Raw genomic sequence first — 17,259 nt, forward strand, 5'->3', positions numbered from 1 at the left:
AATTTGCAATTGATTCTCAGCATTACTATCCTTTCAGTGCCCAGGTCACCATTCGGTGCATACTTGTTCCGCATATACCTGCGCGATAGCTTTGTCCAATAATTCAAAATTATGCAGGCAATCGTTTTTGACCAAATAGGCCTTCCTAGCGAAGTACTCGAACTCAGAGAGATCGACATACCAACACCCGCCGCAGGGCAGCTGCTCGTAAAAATGCTCAACGCACCCATCAACCAGGGCGACTTTCTCTTCATCCAAAACCTCTACCCCGATCCCAAAAAACCACATTTCCCCGGCCAGGTAGCCGGCAACTTCGGCACCGGCATCATCGTCGAAAAAGGCCCCGGCCTGACAACGGCAAAAAGCGCCACACTGCCGGAAGGCACACTAGTCGCCGTCAACTACTACAACACCTGGGCCGAATACGCCGCCATTCCCGAGGACTGGCTCATACCCCTCCCCCTGCATTCCCTCCGGAAAAAGCCGCGCAGATGATGCCGATGATCACCGCATGGGACGTAGTGGAAAACTCAAAGGCAAAAGAAGGAGAGTGGATCGCCGTCACCGCGGCCAACTCCGCCAACGCACTCATGATCATGCAGCTCGCCATCCGCAAAGGCATCCGGGTCATCGCCTTCGTACGCAAACTCCCAAAACTCAACCTCCACGACTTCGGCGCTGAAACAGTGATCGACCTTTCATTAAACGACACCCCAATACCCGAACTCATCCGCAGACTCACAGCAAACAAAGGCATCAGTGCGATCATCGACGCAGTAGGCGGCCCCCTTCTCGCCAACCTCGTCCGCAGCGCCGCCTTCAACGCCAGAGTCATCATGTACGGCGGCCTCAGCGACCAACAATTCGGGCTGCACAACAACGATGTCTACCTCAATGGCCTCACCATCGAACCCTATATCTACCGGCACTTTTTCACACCGCCCGCCAAAGAAGAAAATAAGACGCTCCAGGCAATCATCACCATCGCCAGCGACCCTTCGTTCGTCGCACCCATCAGCGGCCAATACCGGCTCGACCAATACAAGACCGCCGTCAAAGCCAGCTATTCGTCCACGCCCGGCAGCTCCTCCGGCAAAGGCCTGTTCATCATGTGAAAAACGCAGTAAATTGCAGAATGAAACAACGGCTATTTTCAACAATCCTGGTCGCACTATTGTTTTCCGGTATAGTCAACGCCCAAAACATGGACATCCCGGTACTTTACAAAACCATCCAGGTCAGCGGCCTCAACATCTTCTACCGCGAAGCCGGCACGCCCGGAAAGCCGGTACTATTACTACTGCATGGCTTTCCCTCTTCTTCGAAAATGTTCGAAAAATTATTCCCTCTTCTTTCAGACCGCTACCACCTGATCGCCCCCGACTATCCAGGCTTCGGCTACAGCGACGCCCCGCCCCCATCACGGTTCGCATACACATTCGACCATATAGCCGACATCGTGGACTCATTCATAAAAGCACTGAACCTTACGTCTTACAGCATGTACGTCCAGGACTACGGCGGGCCCGTTGGCTTCCGCCTCATCACAAAACACAACGCCAAACCCACCTCGCTGATCATCCAGAACGCCGTCAGCCACGAGGCAGGACTGGGCCCACTCTGGGAAACACGCAGAGCATTCTGGAAAGATCGCGCCGCCCACGAAGAACAGCTCAAAAAGAACTTCACTTCCCTCGAAGCCACGCGCCAGCGCCACGTCGGCACCAATCCCCACCCCGAACGGATCGACCCCGACGGATGGATGGACGAATACGCCTTTCTCACCCGCCCCGTTCAGGCCGCCATACAAACAGATCTTTTTTATGACTACCAGACCAACCTGGCCTCCTACCCTGTCTGGCAGCAATGGCTGAAAGCGAACCAACCCAGGCTGCTCGTCCTCTGGGGTAAATACGATCCCTCATTTATGGTAGCAGGCGCCGAAGCATACAAAAAGACGTCCCCGCCGCCCGCCTCGTCATCCTGGACGCCGGACACTTCGCACTCGACGAGGTCCCGGCTCAGATCGGCAACGAGATCAGCACCTTCCTTTCTTCAAACAACTAAGTAGCCGCAACTCTCCCCGACCTACTACACAGCTACCCGCAAAATAAAAAAGCCCCGGGTATTCCCGGGGCTCCTTATCTAATCAAAGCGATATTAATAGCGATTCTTGTTGTAGCTATTGTGATTGTTAAAGCTACGCTCGCGATTTCCGCCTCCGCCAGCCGGGCGGTCTTCCCTGGGCTTCGCTTCGTTGACCCGAATGGTCCTGCCTTCGACAGTAGCGCCATCCAGTTCGGCAATTGCCTTCTTGGCGGCCTCGTCATCGGACATTTCAACAAAACCAAATCCACGGCTACGGCTCGTCATTTTATCCATAATGACCTTCGCCGAAGAAATTTCACCATAAGGAGCAAAAAATTCTCTTAAATCTTCATCTGCAACGTTGAAGCTAAGATTGGAAACATAAATGTTCATACCTAAAAATTAAAATATAAAAAAAGCTGAGAAAAGCAAACAATGTAGAGGAAAAGAGATCCTGACTAAAAGGCGGGATAAATTAACAAATACAGAGGCAAAACTCAAATAACAATACAAACATACGTCTTCTTTTGCTAACGGCCAAATAATACTGTTCAGGACCATTTACCGGTTCAGCATCTTCATAGAAACCTCCAGATACCGCTGCCCCTGGATAGCTCCCTGACCGAACAAACCATCGATCTCCGACATATCCGCCGCCGACAGGCTTATATCCACCGCCTTCGCATTCTCGTCCAGATATTTCCTCCTTTTTGTCCCCGGGATAGGAATAATATCCTCCCCTTCGCCAGCACCCAGGCCAGCGCCAGCTGCGAAGCCGTGCAACCCTTCTCCGCCGCCATCGCCGCAAACGCGCGCATCACCGCTTCATTCTTCCTCAGATTCTCCCCCGAAAATCGCGGCAGCGTCTTGCGAAAATCGCCATCGGAAAGATTCTGCACGTCGAGAGTATTCGTAACCAACCCCCTTCCCAGGGCGAATACGCCACCAGACTAATCCCCAGTTCCCTGGTCGTGGACAGTATCTCTCCTTCCACATCCCTCGTCATCAGCGAATACTCCGTCTGAAGCGCAGCGATAGGATGTACCGCATGCGCTCTGCGTATAGTCCCCGCCGATGCCTCACTCAGGCCGATATAACGAACCTTTCCTTCACGAACCAACTCCGCCATGGCGCCCACCGTTTCCTCGATCGGTACACTGGGGTCTACCCTATGCGCATAATAAAGATCGATCACATCCACCCCGAGCCTCTTCAGACTCAATTCCGCAGCCTCCCTGATCCACCCGGGAGACGCGTCGAGAAAAACACCCGGGCTCGAGCTGAACCCCGTAGAACCATCCTTGTACCGGAAACCGAATTTCGTAGCGATAAACACGTCCTTCCGCACTGGGAACCAGCACCTGCGAGACCAGCTTTTCATTGGCCCCGTTACCGTACATATCGGCGGTGTCCCAAAAATTAATACCCAGATCGAGCGCCATGTTCAGCGTGGCAATGCTCTCTCCGTCATCAACCGCGCCATAAGCATGACTCATACCCATACATCCCAGTCCAATAGCCGATAATTTCTCTCCTGTCTTTCCAAGTTGTCTGTATTTCATAATATGTCGATTTATAAAACAAATCTACAAAGGCCCTGGCAGCCGGACCTTGCTTGATTCAAACAGATCCTTATAATATTCAAACAAACCACCCTGGCGGAATCCACCCCCAAACTGTCGTTTTCACACCGTATGAAATCCCAAAACAACCACCATATTTGTATCGTCGGACAAAACAAAACACTACCATGAAAAATTTACTCCAAACACTAATCTTATCAATCGTTTTTATGTCAGCAGCACCGGGATCCAACGCACAACTCAAACCCACCAACAGCGGCTACGCCCCCGTCAACGGCATAAAAATATATTACGAAGTATATGGCTCGGGCCAGCCCTTAGTCCTGATACACGGCGCCTTTATGACAATCGAATCCAACTGGAGCCAGATGATCCCCCAACTGTCAAAGACCAGGAAAGTCATCGCCATCGAAATGCAGGGACACGGGCGCACCCCTTACTCTGATAGACAACTATCACACGCGACCATGGCAAGCGACGTGGCAGCAGTGATGGACTACCTGAAGATCGACAGCGCCGACGTGGCAGGCTATAGCATGGGCGGCGCCATAGCTTACAAATTCGCTATACAAAGCCCTAAACGACTAAAAAAACTCGTCATCATCTCGGCCACCTATAAATCCACCGGCTGGCTACCCGAAATAAACAATGCATTTAAAATGTTCAAGCCCGAGTTCTTCGACAACAGTCCCTTGCATACCGCCTACGACGCCGTGGCGCCCGATAAGACAAAATGGTCCAGCTTCATCAGCCAGATGATCGCCTACGCCGGGTTGCCTTTCGACTTCGGCGACGACAATATTGCAAAGATCTCGGCCCCGGTCCTGATTATCGCCGGCGACAACGACGGACTGGACAAGGTCGAACTGGCAAAAACATACCGGCTTCTGGGAGGCGGCGTCGCCGCCGAATTGGGACAGACCTCCAAATCCCAACTGGCCATCGTCCCAGGACAAGGCCACGTCAGCCTGATGATGCAAACATCCACACTCCTCACCTACATGACCAATTTTTTAAAATAAAAAAACCGAATAAAATGAGAAAAATAATTGTAATATCTATGATCTCCCTCGACGGGGTTTTGCAGGCGCCCGGCGGCGAACAGGAAGACCCTTCAGGCGGCTTCAAATATGGCGGCTGGTCCGCCTCCTACGGTGACGAAACTTTCGGAAAGATCATGATGGAAGAACTGAAACAGACCGACTATCTCCTCGGTAGAAAAACATTTGATATCTGGGAATCCTATTGGCCCCACCACGCCGACTTCTGGCCAGGCATCAACGAAGGCTCCAAATACATACTTTCACAGTCCCGGGATAAAACAGACTGGAAAAATACCGTTTTCCTCAAATCCGCGGCCGACATCAAAAAATTAAAAAACACCGACGGCGCCGACGTCCAGGTCTGGGGCAGCAGCGAGCTCATCCATCTGCTGCTCAAACACGACCTGGTCGACGAACTGCGGATCAAGACTTACCCCATCATCCTCGGCGAAGGAAAAAGACTATTCGACAACGGCTCGTTCCCCGCGGCTTTTACGCTGACAGAAAGCCACGTGACCTCAAAAGGCGTCATCATCGCCAACTATCGCCGGGACGGAGAAATAGTGACCGGCAATATCGAAGTGTGATCACACAACCCTTTGCCTGAACACACCCGGGCTCTCCCGCGTATGCTTCTTGAAGAAATTCGTAAAATACGCCGGGTCCTCGAACCCAAGCCCAGCGGCTATCTCCGCTATATCCCAGTCCGTATGCTGCAGCATGACCTCCGCCTCCCGGATGATCCGCGAAGAGATATGGTGGGTCGTCGTCTTACCGGTCACCTGTTTGACGCTCCGGTTCAGATGATTCGTATGCACGGAAAGATAATGGGCGTAGTCATTGGCCGACCGGAGACGCAGCGCGTTATCCGGGCCGTCGATAGGGAACTGTCGCTCCAATAACTCCAAAAACAGGCCGGTCGTTCGGGAGGCCGCATTGGCGTGCTTGCTATACCCTTCGGCCGGCTGCATCTTGATCCCCTCGTGTATCAACAGGTGCAGGTAGTTACGCAGCAGATCGTATTTATGGGCATAGTCCGACTCCAGCTCCGCGATCATTTTCCGGAAGATCGACGATACCTCCTCCACCTGGGCCGGACTAAGAAAGAACACATGGTCACCCCCGCCCTGAATAGCGGAGAATCATTCAGCGTCCCCCTGTTTTCCCTGCTCTGGATAAAGGCCTCCGTGAACAGACAAAACCAGCCTTCCTGATCCGACGAAAGGGCCTCCCACGAATAAGGCACCAGCGGATTGGAAAAGATCAGCGCGGGCCGGTCGATCGCGATCCATTTCTCTGCATAATTGATCGTCCCCTCACCGATGACCAGCGACACCTTATAAAAATCCCGCTGAGCGTACCCGCCCTCCCCTCTCTTACTCCATACATTTCGGGAAAAAATATTGATATGCCCCGCCCCCGCATTATTCAGCGAAAGACCGTTTGGGTTGGCATAAGGCCTCGACCGGTAGAACTCCTCGATGGTTTCTGTCGTGATCATACCGTAAATTTATGAAATCTACCGTTTTTTCACACTCATCGAAAGCGAAATGAAATTGCTCCTGACCGCAACACTACTCTTGTTGTTCGACGCTTCACTCCCCCAGCCGCCGGCATGGCTACACCACAAAAAGGCGGTCATCGTCCTCACCTACGACGACGCCCTGCTCTCGCAGCTGAACAACGCCGTACCCCAGCTGATCAAAGCCGGCTTTCCGGCCACCTTTTTCCTCACAAGCGATATAGATTCTTCCACGATCCCCCGCTGGCGGGCGCTGGCCAAAAAAGGATTCGAACTGGGTAATCATACCCTATACCATCCCTGCAGCAGCACCGAGGACGTTCCCGTCACCTCCGGTCACTATACCCCTCATCAGATGATAGAGGAGATCGCCATCATGAACCACCTGCTGTTTGCCATCGACGGCATCAACGGTCGGACATACGCCTACCCCTGCACCGAAACCACCGTCGGCGATGGCAGGGACTACGTGGACACACTGCGCCGTTGCGACTATATTACCACCTCCGCCGACGTCCACCAGCAACTGCTCGACTATTTGAAAAAAATAAAAAAGATCTTTGGGTCACCACCTTCCGCGAGGCCATGGACTATGCGTTCGCCAGCATACCCGTATTCCCTCGGCCGCGACCCAGCCAGACCGCTCACACGACTTTAGGCCGCCTGATCCCGCAAAGCCCTGATTTCATCATGTACAGCCCTTAATTCTGTTTTTTCCTGAAGGACGATAGTCGACAAATATTCAGGCAGATGTTCCCCGGACAAGGCCGACTCATATGCTTTCTGTATCGCGTCTTCCCCGTATTCACAGCTGGCGAGTATCGCGTGCCGGCCATGCCCGGTAAACGTCGCCTTCAGCTCCAGCCACGCGCGGTGAATTGACCCACTTGGCCGACGTCCCCGTGGGAATATCCGAGCCCAGCGTTTGCAGCTCCCTGCCCAGCGTGGTGCGGATCGTCCGGCTTTGATCGATCGCTTTCAAAAAGGATCCGCAGATCGGAATCTTCCGGCTTCAGGTCCTTCAGCGCCTTTTCATACCCCTCGATCCTGTCGTTATTGATCCTTATCAGGTCTTCCAGGACGCCCGCCGTCTCTTTCGTTGTAATGGTTTCCATGTGCTTATTTTTTCCGTCATCTCAAAAAAACTATGCCAGCCACCACCACGCGCAGCCCGAAAACCATCATTTAACAAACCCTTTATAAGGCCTGTTCCTGATCATCACCACCGTCCGGTCATAGCTGACCAGATAATGCGCAACCAGCACCCCAGCCAACAACCATGCCCACCCATCATACCCCATATCGACCAACGCCCACACAGCCCACCCGAAAAGCGCCCATTCCAACAACAGCCGAACCGGCCCCGGAACAGCCACCGGCGCCGGCTTCGGGTCATTGGGAATTCGGAAAACACCCCAAAGCGTCGCCGCCACTACCGGCAAAACAATAGCCGCCGCAACACCTTCCCACCCCTCAAACCGCTGATACCCCCAAAAGGCAATCACTCCTAACATAACCAGTTCCAGCAGGAACCGCACCAGAAGATTTATCGGATTTGTATTCATAAGCTTGTTTTGTGTTGCATCATCCCATCAATCACCCCCCTCACCTCCTCCATCCGCTCCCCCACCAAATAAAACTGCCCCTTCCCATTAGTATCCCAAACATTACTCCCGTCGGGCCCCACCACGATCCTCCCAGGCACCAGCCCAAAATAAGGCGCGGCCCCCGCAACCCCTACCAGCACCGCCGTCTCATCCCAACTCATCCTCCCCGCACTATCCCCCGCCGCCATCGGAATGCAGATCCTGAACGCATCCTTTACCGGACTTCTCCGTATCCCCTCATTCCGCACCAGCGGCAACCCGGTCCTGATTCGACTCCCAATCTCCCAACCACTAAATACCACCTCCGTCGGCCAGTGCGCAAAAGCGTACCCCGAAGCCTCCGCATCCCTCCAAGCATTGAACTCCCTGCCCGCCGGAAAACTTCCCGCCATACTCACCAGCTCGCCGGACCTTCCGCTTCACCAGCTCAATACCACCCAGCGAAGAATACTCATCCGGACCAGACTTCAACAAATTCGACAGATTCGTCAGAAACCCCACCGTAATGATCACTACACTACTATCCTTACTCCCCGCCAGCAACCTACGATAAAGGTCAACCGCATCCGCCACCTCATCATTGCGACGAATCACATGCGGATATTTCGCAAGCACACTATCCGTCCAGTGCTGCCCATCCCGCTGATCCACCGCCTTACCACGAGGCACGCCGATCGGGATTTCCGGTCTGCCAAAATACGTATTGAACACATTCAGCACACCCGCAACACCTTCATATTTATTGCTGGCGATCGTCCCCAATATCTCGGCCATACCGCTGTCCGCAAAAGCATGCAGCATCGCGATCGCCCCAACATCGTCATAATCCGGTCCCATATCTGTATCGAAGATCACCGGCAACCGCGAACTTACCCTGTTTCTCCCTTCATGCAACACAACCCCGACACCCCGCAACTCAAACCTCCCAGCCATCCCCTTCGAAAGCTCGATCATATACTCACCCTTATCATACTCCGCCCTGATAGCGCCGCGCATAGTCGGCACCTTTATCCTACTCCACGCAAGACGCCCCAACTGCGGCTTCACCACCACACTCGCAAATCCTGGCTTCATCGGCCTGATCCCCCACATATCCCGAACAACAACATTCGCCGGCGCCGTCCCCCACGCATGATTCCAGTCCAGATTGGGTTTATATTTTATATCCCACGCCTCCAGCGCCATCGTCGAACCGGACTCGATCATATTCCACCAGTTCCGATCCCCCGCAGTATCATCCATCAGCGACAGCGCATAATCCGCTTCCCCACTCCGGTACAAAGCCTCCAAAAGATACTGTGCGCCATACACGCTACACGCCATACCCCGCGACTTCACAAATGCAACCACGGCGCTCATATTTTCCTTCGGAACCATACCAAACGCCAGAGGAAATAAGTTCGCATGCAGCGATGAATGCACCGACCCCTCCCCATCGACATAGATCCCCCTCGATTTATCCAGCATCCGATGATTAACCGCATCTTTCACCAACAAGGCCCTCCGAAAAAACTCCACCGAATCCTCCTTCCTCCCCAATGCCCCCGCAATCTCTCCCATCACCACCAGACTCTGATAATGAAAAGCATTGACCACCGTATTATAAGCCATCATCTCATACCCATCCCGCTCCGACACAGGCCAGTCCACGATATCCCTTATCCGCTGAGCACCACCGGAAAACCCGATACTCTTCATCAAACCATCCCCCATCGCCGGCGACCCCACACTGATCAACCCATCCTCCCTCTCCAGCGCCACCAGCGTCTTCTCCTTCAACGCGGAATAATATTTCGAGAGCGCGCCCGTATCCCCCGTATACAAATAATCGTTATAAAACAGCGACGGGGTCTGCAATATCCATTCGGTCGGCCAGGTCGGATGGTCAATAAAATAAGCATTCGTCCTCCGCGCAAGCGAATACTCACGGTCCACCGCATAATGACTCAGCTGATTGATCAGCGCATCGGCCTCATACGGAGTCCGTTCCCTGTCACCATCGACATAAAGCCCGCAAAAACTAGTCGCCTTCACCGTATGCTTACACATCTCCCACACCCGGTTTAGCACCGTGTCTGAACTGACAAAATAACTCGCGCTGTCATCGAACCGCCAGTTGAATACCTTCTTCTTCACAAAAAAATCACCGGCCGGAACCCGCAGGTTCTCTACCTCCACATACCGGAACGGCATCACCCTTCCAAAAGAATCCGGCAACGCGATCGCCGGAGGCCGCTCATTCCGCGCATTGGCCGCAAACACCACCGGATAGTCTCTACCCACCGGCAGACCGCGCAAAACCAATCGCTGATAGCGCAAGCTTCCCCCGGAGCCCTGTCGATCTCAAAAGAACCCCTCAACTTCTCCCCCACATGCACCACCAGCGAGTCCGCCTGCGCCGCCTTCAACAACACAGACAAACTCCCAAACGCATCCTTACCAAAATCAAAAAAATAATGTCCCGCACCCCTCCCGACAACAGCCACGGGCCGAACAATCGAAGACTGAAACGCTGCCAGGCCTCGCACCCCGTCACCACCATTCCCCTGCGCATAACCAAAAACGCAAGCCCCCAACAATACAACCAAATAAACCCATTTCTTCATAACCCGAAATTTACTCCAATTTGCCCGTATATTGCAATATGAGAGTCCTTCCCATCCTCCTCCTGCTGTCCTTCACCCGCGCCTCCGCGCAAAGCCCGGCCGCCACGGGCCAAACCCCGGCCGCCGCGCAATCCCCTGCCGCCACCCCCAAAAAACAATCCCCCGATACCATCCACTGGTCCACCCCCATCATCATTAACGACGTCCCCGAATTCAAAGACAACGGCAACGTCCCCGCCGCCGGCCCCGCCGGCCACAGAAAACACGGACTCTACGGATCCCAGTACTGCCGCCTCCTCTTCCTCCGCGACGGCTCCTGGCTCGCCGGCTACACGGTTTCCCGCAACGAAGGCTACGACCGCAGCCTGCCCTACGGCCCCGCATCCACAGGCGGCCTGCAGCTCGAGATCTCCAAAAGCACAGACAAAGGCAAGACCTGGAACAGGATCTCCAACATCTCCGAACCCGGCCGCGACCTCGACAACGCCCAGCTCATCGAAACAAAGAATGGAGACATCCTCCTCGCCTGCCGCAGCGTCCGCTGGCAGGAATCCTATATCCTGAGAACATACAAGAGCTCTGACAAAGGCGTCAACTGGGAAAAATACAGCGTCTTCGACTCCACAGCCGGAGCCCCCGGTACCCTCGGCCATCCCGACAAAGGCATCTACGAACCACATATGTATTACCTGAATGACGGCCGCCTCGCCGTCCAGTACGCGAATGAAAAACACGTCACAGAGACCCCATCGTATTCGCAAATCATCTCCGAAAAGATCTCTCCCGACGAAGGCCGCACCTGGGGACCCGAGATCTGGGTCGCCTTCACACCCGGCCACCCGGACTCACGGCCAGGCATGCCCGTATGGACAAGGACAAAAGAAGGGAATTATATAACGGTCTACGAAATTTGCGGACCCGAAAAATGCAACGTCTATTATAAGACAAGCCCCGACGGCATCAACTGGCCCGTCGGCCCCGGCGCCATGATCCCCGACCAGACGGGCGGCCCCTTCATCGTAAGCCTCCGCGACGGCCGCCTTGTCGTCACCTCCAACAAAAACAACATCTCCGTCAGCGACGACCTCGGCAAATCCTGGAAGACCCTCGCCAGCCCATACCAACAAATGCTCTGGGGCTCCCTATACCAATCCAAATCAGGCAAAATACTATCAGTCAACTCCGCCAAACGCACCACCGGCGGCAACAACATCCAGCTCGCAACCGGCGTCATTACAAAACCTCAACCATAACAGGCGTCATCAAAAAACCTCAACCATAACCGGCAACACTACAAAACCCCAACCTTGAGCGATAGTTCACAGCCCTCCCCCACAGACGTAACAATACGAAGATCCCCCTCCATCGCCGTGGCCCTCCGCCGGATATTCTCCAGCCCGATCCCCTCCATCTTCGCACCCGGATCAAATCCACAACCGTTATCCCGGATCGAAAGTACGATCTGCTCCCCCACCCTTTTCACCCGGATCCACACGCGGGTAGCAGCAGCATATTTAAGAATATTCATCATCTGTTCCTGCAGTATCCGGTAAAAAGCCACCTGCACCTCTTCACTAAGGGGCGTCACAAAATCATCCACCTCGATATCCACAGAGAGAGCGTTGCTGACATTCATACTTTCCACCAACGAGTGTATACTGGCAGAAAGCCCACCCGACACACTCATCGAAGGAGCCAGCTGGTGCGAGAGCCGCCGAAGCTCGCCAATCCCCTCGCTGATATAACCCGTGACACTATCTAGCGCCTCAAACACCTCTTCCTTATTTTCATAAGATGACCGGATATAGTCCAGCGTGAGCAACGACCCGGCCATCAATTGCTGTACATTGTCATGCAGCTCCATTCCCATCTGCATCCGCTCCCGCTCCTGCGCATCGATCACCGCTTTATTCAGCCGGTTCTCCTCCTGCAGCCGGTCCGTAATATCGATCAGCGATCCGATCACCGCAGGGCGATTATTATATACAATAGTCGATACGATCACCTCGACAAAGATCACCGACCCATCCCGCCGCAGCGCGCGCAGAACATAACGATCCGTCGACCTGCCCGTCGACATCCGCTGCTCATAGTTCCGCCGCACCAGGGCCAGATCCTCCTCATGAACCAGCATATAAAAAGTCATCTTCCCCACCAGCTCCTCCTCCGAATACCCACTAAGCTGCTCAAAAACCGGGTTGACATAAACAAATTTCTCATCCTGCACGATATACACCCCCACCTGGCTCTGCTCCACCAGCGACCGGAACTTCGCCTCACTATCCCGAAGCCGCGACTCATTCGCGGCAATATCGTCCAGCATCCCGTTGAACGCCGTCGCCAGCTGATCCAGCTCGAATCCACCGGACAATGAAGCCCGGACCCGCCGGTCCCCAAGACGTATCCTCTCCGATGCATTCACCAGTCGGTAAAGTCCTCCCGTCAGCCGCTTCCCGATCAGCACCGCCACCAGCACACCCACAGCGATCGCGATCAGAATATAGATAACCCCTTTCTCCACGATACCCCGCAGGTTTCCATAGATATAATCCCGGTTGATCCCCACCCGGGCCCAGCCGATCAGCGCCTTGTCCCGGATCACCGGTGCCGCCACGTCGATAATATGATTATCACGTATAAGGATATGCGCTACGGAAGACCGACCAATCCCGACACTAACACTGTCACTGGCCGTCTTACCAAGATTCGCCGGGTTTGTATGTGAGATCACCGTGTTCTCCGGCGAAAGGATCATCGCGTATTCGAGATGCGGAAAATCCCCGTATGACTGGATCATGCGCTCGAGACCGTCATAGTCGTTACCGACAATATAGAGATTGGCGTTCACCGCGAGATCGCCGGCAAGCGCCAGCGCCTGCTCCTGACTCTGGCGTAGCAGAAAGGCATACTGACGGTCGATCAGATCGGCTACAAAAACAGACATCAGCACCAGATGCACCAGCGCGATCCCCCAGATCAGCTGCGACCTGATCTTCTTAGGCCAAAGGCGACGAAAAAAGGCTTGCGACATAAGGTCCTGTTTAGTGGATCAGCGAATCGTATTTCCTTAGGAACCGTTTCAGAGGGGTGTAACTACTACTATCCGCGGCTACAAAACTACCGATGCCAACCCGCTCCAGCGCCTGTCTCCCCGCTTCGTCGGAATTCAACCGGAACAGCAGACCCGCGATCCGGTTCACAAGCCGCGGATTCACGTCTTTTCTGAACAGGATAGCGCTGCTCGCCATCGACGGAGTGGTCCATTTCACCTCGAGCCGCGACGCAAGATCGGGGCGCTTGCGCTGAAAATTAAAATAAGACGTACTCCAGACCGCACCCAGCGCGGCCTTGCCAAGACAAACATCGAGAAGGACGGATTCGTAGGAGGGAGTATACGACTTTCGGAGACGGTCGACATCGACCCCCTGATCATGAAGCCATACCAACGGCATCACCGAACCGGCAAGCACGCGGTTGGCCGTTAGTGCAATGGTCCTGCCCCTGCAATCGTCGACCGACAAGATCGCGGAATCCCTGTTGGCGAAAATGACGGCTCGGTAGTCATCTGCGATACGGCCAACCACAACATAACCATGCTGCGTCGCTGACAGCAGCTGAAGCCCGTTGATCACCGTGAAGTCAAAATATCCCCTGCGGAGCTTGTCCTCATAGTCTTCTACCGACGTGCAGGCTACCGTACGGACAGTCGCACTATCGAGATGGTCGTTGAGATATTTGATGACCAGATCCGTCGTTTCAAAATAAGCCAGCGACGGCGCACCAAAAACTATTATCCGTTTATTACCGGCAGCATTGGTAAAGGTCGGGCGGTAGTGTTCACTGTCCTGGTGGGTGCAGGCCGCAAGCAGGACGGCCAATGCGAGCATTCCGGTCATCTTCATGGCCTCATAAATTAGCAACTTTTATTTACATTTGAAAGACTGCCATGACGAAGACAATTAAAATACTTATCGCAGACGATCACGAGGTCGTGCGACAGGGACTCGAACGGATCCTGCAAAAGGAATACCCAAACGCCCTTATCGAATGCGTATCCGACGGCCGGGACATCGTGAACAAAGTGCTGCAGTCGGAATGGGACCTGGTGATCTCCGACCTTTCGATGCCCGGCAAGACCGGCATCGAGGCGCTGGAAGATATCCGGAAGCACTATCAGAAATTGCCGGTGCTCATCCTCACCATGCATCCGGAAGAGCAGTACGCGATGCGCGCGCTCAGGGCCGGAGCCTCCGGCTACCTCAGCAAAAGCATGGACTCGACCGAACTGATCACGGCTACACGACGCGTGTTGATGGGTCGAAGATATATCACGCCTTCGCTGGCCGAAAAGCTTTCTGACCTGATCTACGGACCGTCCCAGGACCTGCCGCACGAAAACCTCTCCAACCGCGAATTCGAAGTGATGAAACTGCTCGCAAAAGGCGTATCCCTTATTGAAATAGGACGAACACTTTCGGTGACCCCCACCACCGTCAGTACCTACCGGACAAGGATCCTCCACAAGATGAACTTGGCCAATAACTCCGAACTGACGCGCTATGCAATTGCAAATCACCTGATTGACTAGTTAATGTCGTCGATCGACGACACCTTATTGTATAATTTACACTATAGGCCATACACAACTTCCGTCTGACCTTTGCACCCGCAATTTTTCGGAAAACCTAACCAACTATCAACGTGCAAGAGACAGAATCAGGCATCCGCTTAAAAAAGACGATGGCGATCCAGGCCAGGCTCCTGGAATTGCTCGACAAGGAGGTAAAGACACCCCTGAATGCGACAGCAACTTTTTGACCTCGCCGAGGAAGACCATCAGGGTACCACCTTCGGAACTGAAGTCGCGCCGCGCGCCAGACGCCAGTTCCGCCAGACACTGACCATTCTGGACACCCTCCTCGAATGGGGCGTCGTAAGCCAGCTTGACCGCCGGCGCCCCTGGTGCATGACCGATACCCACAAGCTCCTTCGCGGACTTCTCGCCTCATTCAAACAACAGCCCTTCGCCCGGCGGTTCACGCTGACCGACCGGCACAGAAGCGGCGCAACCCGCACCCTCCCTGCAGAAGAGATCCGCTTCGTACTGGAGATGATCCTCCACTGGTTTTGCGAGTTGGCGGAAGACGGCGAGATCTCGGTGGATCGCATCGACCTGACCGCAGACCGGCTGCGGGCAACACTGCGCCTGCGCTCGGCAACTCTCTTCGCCCGCATGGGCCGGAAAGTCGAGCGCTTTGTCAATAACCGGTCAGCCGGCGACGCAACACCCTTTCCCTCTGAAGGCTTCTATCTGGCCCTCGCGCGCGAACTGCTCTGCGAATTCAACGGCAACCTCTGGGTCAAAATGGACGCGGGCCTCATCGAAACCGGCTTCGATCTGGACCTCGGGGTCTAAACATTCCGGAAACAGTCACCCCAGTCCCCTACCCCCTACTCAATTCTCAATGCCCCCATAAGCTGTTGTTCCTCCGTGTCATATATTCCACAATTTGACCAAAATACCCCGCAACTCCCTCGTCGTTTCCTTTTTCTTCGGTCTGGTCTGTTAGTTGAATAGTCAACTAAAAGCAAATAACAGGAAATGACCGACCCCACTCAAACCCCAACAACCAATCTCACTATCCTTTTGATCGACGACGAAATGGAAATGTTCATTTTGCTGCGAAGCCTCCTGCAGGATGAGGGTTTTCAGGTTGACCATGCCGGCAGCCTTTCGGAAGCGCGTATACGGCTCCAGGAGACAAGGCCCGCCCTTGTCCTTTTAGATAACCGGCTTCCCGACGGCCACGGACTTGACTATATCGGCGTTCTCCGCAAACTTCAGCCGGGAATAAAGGTCATCGTCATATCCGGTATCGACGTCGCCATCCGCGACTACGCCCTCGAGTCCGGCGCCGACGCCTTCCTGCGAAAACCGTTTACCAGGGAGTACCTCATCGCCACTTGTCAAATCCCTGATCACCCCTGCACAAACAACTAATTTATATCAACTAAAATAAATCACCATGAGAAGCATTCTTTACGTCGTCGCTGTTATCCTGATCATTGGCTGGCTGATTGGTTTTGTCGGATACCACGCCGGAGGCATTATCCATATCCTCCTCGTCATCGCGATCATCTCTATCATTCTGGGCGTCATCCGCCGGGCATAGCGACATCTGTCAGACATAGCGTCATCCGCCGGGCATATAATAGCCATGTTTCAACGACTGTACAAACACCTGGATGATATCAGTGCCAGCCTTCGTCAGAAAGACGACTCAACCGGCACTGCAAATCAGACACGGGAAAAGATTCTTGAGCAGCTACAACAGCTGAACGACTCGATCCGCCTCCGCGAAGCCGAACAGTTATCCGCACAGCGCAAACTGACCGGATCAATCGCACTGGGCGGCGGCTTAGTCGTCCTGTGCATCGCCGCAATGATATTCGTCGAAGTTCGCATACACCCCAACGCTGCCCGCGGGACAGGCCAACCCCTAACTCACCAAACCGCCGGCCCTACCCAGTCGGAGACCCCTGCGGAAGACCCCCGCTATCACGAAAAAATGCAGCGTCTGGATTCGCTGGTCGCGGAACAGTCCCAGTCCATAAAAGAGCTGAAAGAACTCAACAAAAGCGCCATCTATTCGCTACGGCGGATCAGAAAGCACTTTGACGACCTCGACAAAAAGGCGTTACAACAGATCCAGCCGCCGGATTCCCCTGCAACAAACACCCGAAATCCAATTTCGGTCTCCACGTCCGACCATCCCTGACCACCCATCCGTCCCCGGTTCACCCCACCCA

Annotated in this window: 24 protein-coding genes and 1 pseudogene; 12 read left to right on the top strand and 13 right to left on the bottom strand. The window is 54.2% G+C overall.

What is annotated here, in order from left to right; all coding sequences use genetic code 11:
• The first annotated feature begins 111 nt into the window (after positions 1–111).
• From ACQ86N_RS29565 to ACQ86N_RS29575, 3 genes are read left to right on the top strand one after another with little or no spacing between them, the layout of a single operon-like run.
• On the top strand, positions 112–495 hold the full coding sequence (locus tag ACQ86N_RS29565) for an alcohol dehydrogenase catalytic domain-containing protein (RefSeq protein WP_431210174.1): 384 nt from the start codon (positions 112–114) through the stop codon (positions 493–495).
• Positions 492–1,115, top strand: a complete 624-nt coding sequence (locus tag ACQ86N_RS29570) for a zinc-binding dehydrogenase (RefSeq protein WP_431210175.1) — start codon at positions 492–494, stop codon at positions 1,113–1,115. Before ACQ86N_RS29565 ends, ACQ86N_RS29570 begins: the two co-directional genes overlap by 4 nt.
• A 20-nt stretch (positions 1,116–1,135) precedes the next feature.
• Complete coding sequence (locus ACQ86N_RS29575) at positions 1,136–2,071, top strand: alpha/beta fold hydrolase (RefSeq protein WP_431210176.1); 936 nt, start codon at positions 1,136–1,138, stop codon at positions 2,069–2,071.
• Between the two features lie 89 nt (positions 2,072–2,160).
• Here the strand turns inward: ACQ86N_RS29575 and ACQ86N_RS29580 are convergent, their stop codons facing one another.
• From ACQ86N_RS29580 to ACQ86N_RS29590, 3 genes and pseudogenes are all read right to left on the bottom strand, one after another.
• A complete protein-coding gene (locus tag ACQ86N_RS29580) occupies positions 2,161–2,481 on the bottom strand; it encodes an RNA recognition motif domain-containing protein (RefSeq protein WP_431210177.1) in 321 nt (106 codons plus the stop codon).
• A 272-nt stretch (positions 2,482–2,753) separates the two neighbouring features.
• On the bottom strand, positions 2,754–2,909 hold the full coding sequence (locus ACQ86N_RS29585) for a hypothetical protein (protein ID WP_431210178.1): 156 nt from the start codon (positions 2,907–2,909) through the stop codon (positions 2,754–2,756).
• 14 nt (positions 2,910–2,923) lie between these two features.
• A pseudogene (locus ACQ86N_RS29590) lies at positions 2,924–3,650 on the bottom strand (aldo/keto reductase).
• 230 nt (positions 3,651–3,880) lie between these two features.
• Here ACQ86N_RS29590 and ACQ86N_RS29595 point away from each other — a divergent pair.
• Positions 3,881–4,693 carry an alpha/beta fold hydrolase gene (locus ACQ86N_RS29595; RefSeq protein ID WP_431210179.1) on the top strand — a complete coding sequence of 271 codons (813 nt, stop codon included), beginning with the start codon at positions 3,881–3,883 and terminating at the stop codon, positions 4,691–4,693.
• 14 nt (positions 4,694–4,707) lie between these two features.
• On the top strand, positions 4,708–5,301 hold the full coding sequence (locus tag ACQ86N_RS29600) for a dihydrofolate reductase family protein (protein ID WP_431210180.1): 594 nt from the start codon (positions 4,708–4,710) through the stop codon (positions 5,299–5,301).
• Here ACQ86N_RS29600 and ACQ86N_RS29605 read toward each other — a convergent pair whose 3' ends face one another.
• Positions 5,302–5,772: a helix-turn-helix domain-containing protein gene (locus tag ACQ86N_RS29605; RefSeq protein ID WP_431210181.1), complete on the bottom strand. Its 471-nt coding sequence runs from the start codon at positions 5,770–5,772 to the stop codon at positions 5,302–5,304.
• On the bottom strand, positions 5,769–6,215 hold the full coding sequence (locus ACQ86N_RS29610; RefSeq protein ID WP_431210182.1) for a hypothetical protein: 447 nt from the start codon (positions 6,213–6,215) through the stop codon (positions 5,769–5,771). The genes ACQ86N_RS29605 and ACQ86N_RS29610 overlap by 4 nt, the downstream gene beginning before the upstream one ends.
• 49 nt (positions 6,216–6,264) lie before the next feature.
• Here ACQ86N_RS29610 and ACQ86N_RS29615 point away from each other — a divergent pair, with 49 nt between their 5' ends.
• Positions 6,265–6,894, top strand: a complete 630-nt coding sequence (locus ACQ86N_RS29615) for a polysaccharide deacetylase family protein (RefSeq protein WP_431210183.1) — start codon at positions 6,265–6,267, stop codon at positions 6,892–6,894.
• Here the strand turns inward: ACQ86N_RS29615 and ACQ86N_RS29620 are convergent.
• The 6 genes from ACQ86N_RS29620 to ACQ86N_RS29645 all read right to left on the bottom strand — a co-directional run bounded on the left by ACQ86N_RS29620 (position 6,891) and on the right by ACQ86N_RS29645 (position 10,449).
• The gene (locus ACQ86N_RS29620; RefSeq protein ID WP_431217653.1) at positions 6,891–7,205 is read right to left on the bottom strand and encodes a PA2169 family four-helix-bundle protein; all 315 of its coding nucleotides are present in this window, start codon (positions 7,203–7,205) and stop codon (positions 6,891–6,893) included. The two genes, ACQ86N_RS29615 and ACQ86N_RS29620, sit on opposite strands and share 4 nt — an antisense overlap.
• On the bottom strand, positions 7,091–7,351 hold the full coding sequence (locus ACQ86N_RS29625) for a hypothetical protein (protein WP_431210184.1): 261 nt from the start codon (positions 7,349–7,351) through the stop codon (positions 7,091–7,093). Before ACQ86N_RS29625 ends, ACQ86N_RS29620 begins: the two co-directional genes overlap by 115 nt.
• A 66-nt stretch (positions 7,352–7,417) precedes the next feature.
• Complete coding sequence (locus ACQ86N_RS29630) at positions 7,418–7,801, bottom strand: YrdB family protein (protein WP_431210185.1); 384 nt, start codon at positions 7,799–7,801, stop codon at positions 7,418–7,420.
• A complete protein-coding gene (locus tag ACQ86N_RS29635) occupies positions 7,798–8,091 on the bottom strand; it encodes a hypothetical protein (RefSeq protein WP_431210186.1) in 294 nt (97 codons plus the stop codon). The genes ACQ86N_RS29630 and ACQ86N_RS29635 overlap by 4 nt, the downstream gene beginning before the upstream one ends.
• 43 nt (positions 8,092–8,134) lie before the next feature.
• A complete protein-coding gene (locus ACQ86N_RS29640) occupies positions 8,135–10,126 on the bottom strand; it encodes an alpha-L-rhamnosidase C-terminal domain-containing protein (protein ID WP_431210187.1) in 1,992 nt (663 codons plus the stop codon).
• Positions 10,036–10,449: a hypothetical protein gene (locus tag ACQ86N_RS29645; protein WP_431210188.1), complete on the bottom strand. Its 414-nt coding sequence runs from the start codon at positions 10,447–10,449 to the stop codon at positions 10,036–10,038. The genes ACQ86N_RS29640 and ACQ86N_RS29645 overlap by 91 nt, the downstream gene beginning before the upstream one ends.
• A gap of 38 nt (positions 10,450–10,487) precedes the next feature.
• Between ACQ86N_RS29645 and ACQ86N_RS29650 the strand changes: the two genes are divergently transcribed.
• Positions 10,488–11,702 carry a sialidase family protein gene (locus ACQ86N_RS29650; protein ID WP_431210189.1) on the top strand — a complete coding sequence of 405 codons (1,215 nt, stop codon included), beginning with the start codon at positions 10,488–10,490 and terminating at the stop codon, positions 11,700–11,702.
• Positions 11,703–11,740: 38 nt separating this feature from the next.
• Here ACQ86N_RS29650 and ACQ86N_RS29655 read toward each other — a convergent pair whose 3' ends face one another.
• Together ACQ86N_RS29655 and ACQ86N_RS29660 are read right to left on the bottom strand one after the other, a co-directional pair.
• Complete coding sequence (locus ACQ86N_RS29655; protein WP_431210190.1) at positions 11,741–13,480, bottom strand: PAS domain S-box protein; 1,740 nt, start codon at positions 13,478–13,480, stop codon at positions 11,741–11,743.
• A gap of 10 nt (positions 13,481–13,490) precedes the next feature.
• The gene (locus ACQ86N_RS29660) at positions 13,491–14,351 is read right to left on the bottom strand and encodes a phosphate/phosphite/phosphonate ABC transporter substrate-binding protein (protein WP_431210191.1); all 861 of its coding nucleotides are present in this window, start codon (positions 14,349–14,351) and stop codon (positions 13,491–13,493) included.
• Positions 14,352–14,395: 44 nt separating this feature from the next.
• On the opposite strand from ACQ86N_RS29660, the gene ACQ86N_RS29665 reads away from it, so the two are divergent.
• From ACQ86N_RS29665 to ACQ86N_RS29685, 5 genes are all read left to right on the top strand, one after another.
• Positions 14,396–15,037, top strand: coding sequence for a response regulator (locus ACQ86N_RS29665; RefSeq protein ID WP_431210192.1), 642 nt, complete (start codon positions 14,396–14,398; stop codon positions 15,035–15,037).
• A 210-nt stretch (positions 15,038–15,247) separates the two neighbouring features.
• Positions 15,248–15,865 carry a hypothetical protein gene (locus tag ACQ86N_RS29670; RefSeq protein WP_431210193.1) on the top strand — a complete coding sequence of 206 codons (618 nt, stop codon included), beginning with the start codon at positions 15,248–15,250 and terminating at the stop codon, positions 15,863–15,865.
• Positions 15,866–16,051: 186 nt separating this feature from the next.
• Positions 16,052–16,450 carry a response regulator gene (locus ACQ86N_RS29675; protein WP_431210194.1) on the top strand — a complete coding sequence of 133 codons (399 nt, stop codon included), beginning with the start codon at positions 16,052–16,054 and terminating at the stop codon, positions 16,448–16,450.
• A gap of 25 nt (positions 16,451–16,475) precedes the next feature.
• Positions 16,476–16,622 (top strand): lmo0937 family membrane protein, encoded by a 147-nt coding sequence (locus tag ACQ86N_RS29680; RefSeq protein ID WP_431210195.1) that lies wholly within the window; start codon positions 16,476–16,478, stop codon positions 16,620–16,622.
• 45 nt (positions 16,623–16,667) lie between these two features.
• A complete protein-coding gene (locus ACQ86N_RS29685; RefSeq protein WP_431210196.1) occupies positions 16,668–17,228 on the top strand; it encodes a hypothetical protein in 561 nt (186 codons plus the stop codon).
• Positions 17,229–17,259: the final 31 nt, after the last annotated feature.

It is taken from the genome of Puia sp. P3, from assembly GCF_050632245.1.
GTDB lineage: Bacteria > Bacteroidota > Bacteroidia > Chitinophagales > Chitinophagaceae > Puia.

What these genes read in the sequence shown, in the direction of transcription:
- ACQ86N_RS29565 (WP_431210174.1), top strand. Translation starts at nt 112, where the DNA reads ATGCAGGCAATCGTTTTTGACCAAATAGGCCTTCCTAGCGAAGTACTC.
- ACQ86N_RS29570 (WP_431210175.1), top strand. Translation starts at nt 492, where the DNA reads ATGATGCCGATGATCACCGCATGGGACGTAGTGGAAAACTCAAAGGCA.
- ACQ86N_RS29575 (WP_431210176.1), top strand. Translation starts at nt 1,136, where the DNA reads ATGAAACAACGGCTATTTTCAACAATCCTGGTCGCACTATTGTTTTCC.
- ACQ86N_RS29580 (WP_431210177.1), bottom strand. Translation starts at nt 2,481, where the DNA reads ATGAACATTTATGTTTCCAATCTTAGCTTCAACGTTGCAGATGAAGAT.
- ACQ86N_RS29595 (WP_431210179.1), top strand. Translation starts at nt 3,881, where the DNA reads ATGTCAGCAGCACCGGGATCCAACGCACAACTCAAACCCACCAACAGC.
- ACQ86N_RS29600 (WP_431210180.1), top strand. Translation starts at nt 4,708, where the DNA reads ATGAGAAAAATAATTGTAATATCTATGATCTCCCTCGACGGGGTTTTG.
- ACQ86N_RS29605 (WP_431210181.1), bottom strand. Translation starts at nt 5,772, where the DNA reads ATGATCGCGGAGCTGGAGTCGGACTATGCCCATAAATACGATCTGCTG.
- ACQ86N_RS29610 (WP_431210182.1), bottom strand. Translation starts at nt 6,215, where the DNA reads ATGATCACGACAGAAACCATCGAGGAGTTCTACCGGTCGAGGCCTTAT.
- ACQ86N_RS29615 (WP_431210183.1), top strand. Translation starts at nt 6,265, where the DNA reads ATGAAATTGCTCCTGACCGCAACACTACTCTTGTTGTTCGACGCTTCA.
- ACQ86N_RS29625 (WP_431210184.1), bottom strand. Translation starts at nt 7,351, where the DNA reads ATGGAAACCATTACAACGAAAGAGACGGCGGGCGTCCTGGAAGACCTG.
- ACQ86N_RS29630 (WP_431210185.1), bottom strand. Translation starts at nt 7,801, where the DNA reads ATGAATACAAATCCGATAAATCTTCTGGTGCGGTTCCTGCTGGAACTG.
- ACQ86N_RS29645 (WP_431210188.1), bottom strand. Translation starts at nt 10,449, where the DNA reads ATGAAGAAATGGGTTTATTTGGTTGTATTGTTGGGGGCTTGCGTTTTT.
- ACQ86N_RS29650 (WP_431210189.1), top strand. Translation starts at nt 10,488, where the DNA reads ATGAGAGTCCTTCCCATCCTCCTCCTGCTGTCCTTCACCCGCGCCTCC.
- ACQ86N_RS29655 (WP_431210190.1), bottom strand. Translation starts at nt 13,480, where the DNA reads ATGTCGCAAGCCTTTTTTCGTCGCCTTTGGCCTAAGAAGATCAGGTCG.
- ACQ86N_RS29660 (WP_431210191.1), bottom strand. Translation starts at nt 14,351, where the DNA reads ATGAAGATGACCGGAATGCTCGCATTGGCCGTCCTGCTTGCGGCCTGC.
- ACQ86N_RS29665 (WP_431210192.1), top strand. Translation starts at nt 14,396, where the DNA reads ATGACGAAGACAATTAAAATACTTATCGCAGACGATCACGAGGTCGTG.
- ACQ86N_RS29670 (WP_431210193.1), top strand. Translation starts at nt 15,248, where the DNA reads ATGCGACAGCAACTTTTTGACCTCGCCGAGGAAGACCATCAGGGTACC.
- ACQ86N_RS29675 (WP_431210194.1), top strand. Translation starts at nt 16,052, where the DNA reads ATGACCGACCCCACTCAAACCCCAACAACCAATCTCACTATCCTTTTG.
- ACQ86N_RS29680 (WP_431210195.1), top strand. Translation starts at nt 16,476, where the DNA reads ATGAGAAGCATTCTTTACGTCGTCGCTGTTATCCTGATCATTGGCTGG.
- ACQ86N_RS29685 (WP_431210196.1), top strand. Translation starts at nt 16,668, where the DNA reads ATGTTTCAACGACTGTACAAACACCTGGATGATATCAGTGCCAGCCTT.